This is a genomic window from Colwellia sp. BRX8-7 (assembly GCF_014077275.1).
Classification (GTDB): domain Bacteria; phylum Pseudomonadota; class Gammaproteobacteria; order Enterobacterales; family Alteromonadaceae; genus Colwellia_A.
Genome location: NZ_JACGVP010000065.1, coordinates 1 through 1310 on the forward strand (window position 1 = coordinate 1; position 1310 = coordinate 1310).

Sequence of the window (1310 nt, forward strand, 5' to 3'; positions counted from 1 at the left end):
AAGTGGTTATGTCAGACAGGGCAATTGTCTTTAACCTTATATGTAGCTCATGTCATTTTAGGCATGGGGACTCTTGAATCTATGGGGTTGTTAATAAACCAAACAATTAACTTTGCATTATTAAGTGCATTAATATTCTGTATTTGTGGGATTGTCTTTAGTGTTATGTGGCTTAAATATTTCAAAACAGGCCCTTTAGAATGGCTTTTTCGTAAAGTTGCAAGCTAAGAAGGGTTTTCAAGTCGGACAAATTACAGTTGGTTGTTGTTCGTACCTCACACATTTTAGCCAACTGCAATTTGCCGCTTAAAACGGCGTTAGGTAGCTAAATGGAATTTGATAACTGGTTCACGCCTTTTGAATCCGGAGAGGTTTGGTTAATAGATCTTTCTTGGGGCACAAAAGAGTGGACGCTTGAAAAACCAGGAGGTATTAAATATACAATTCCTGGGAGTGATGAACACCAAAATAATGAGTTAATTGTTCGTGTGTTTCATGAAGACAGCGAGACTATATATGAAATATCCTACGAATTGGTTAACGGTTATCGTTGCCTTGATGAACATGGATTAACTGAGATATGGAATGGAAATCCACCTAAATCCAACACATTCAAAGTTAAAGGTCACGGTTGGCATCAAGAAAGTCCATTAACTTTTTTTATGGGTAACTCTGATGAGTGGTCTCATTTAATCGTTACTAAAGATGAATGCTTAGAGGTGATTTGTCAGAATACTCCAACTATTAGAACTATTGGAAAGGCAGCACCTGTGAAAACCGCTACCTAACAAGGCATTCAAACGGACAAAAAACAGTTGGCTGTTTTCACTCCGTTCAACATTTTAGCCAACAATTTTTTGCCGCTTAATGTGGCGTTAGGTGCCACGGAGAATCAATCAAGTGAAGAGTACATTTTTAGCAGTTTTCATATGTGTTATCGCAGGAGCATTGCTAAGCTACTTTTCTAATTTGGCCTTTGGTTATTCCGTACTTATTTGTATTGTTGCAATGTTAATAAATGGCTTCATCGCCACAATAGAAGATGAATTGCCTGGTGGTTTTAATAACCCTGACGGTGAACTTCGCGTTAAACAATCAAGATTTGTAGTCGCAATACGTATTTTAATATGGGTTGTATTTACACTAATGGTATTAAGTTTCATATATTTATGGCTCAATAAGTAGCACCTAACAACACGCCCTGAGGTGGACAACTAGTAAAATTTAGCTATTTATTGCAAATTTTAACAGTGGCGATCCTCTTCGTTTTAATGCTTCTAAATATTTTGATTCGTTGTAGGGCGTCTTCG

The 1310-nt window shown here is 37.1% G+C and carries 3 protein-coding genes; all 3 read left to right on the forward strand.

Features of this window, described 5'->3' with window-relative positions:
• Nucleotides 1-228, forward strand: a 228-nt coding sequence (locus H4J57_RS19420; protein ID WP_182243980.1) for a DUF418 domain-containing protein, incomplete at its 5' end; no start/stop codon positions are given.
• Nucleotides 229-329: 101 nt separating this feature from the next.
• Complete coding sequence (locus H4J57_RS19425) at nucleotides 330-788, forward strand: hypothetical protein (RefSeq protein ID WP_182243981.1); 459 nt, start codon at nucleotides 330-332, stop codon at nucleotides 786-788.
• Nucleotides 789-900: 112 nt separating this feature from the next.
• The gene (locus H4J57_RS19430) at nucleotides 901-1185 is read left to right on the forward strand and encodes a hypothetical protein (protein ID WP_182243982.1); all 285 of its coding nucleotides are present in this window, start codon (nucleotides 901-903) and stop codon (nucleotides 1183-1185) included.
• Nucleotides 1186-1310 lie beyond the last annotated feature (125 nt).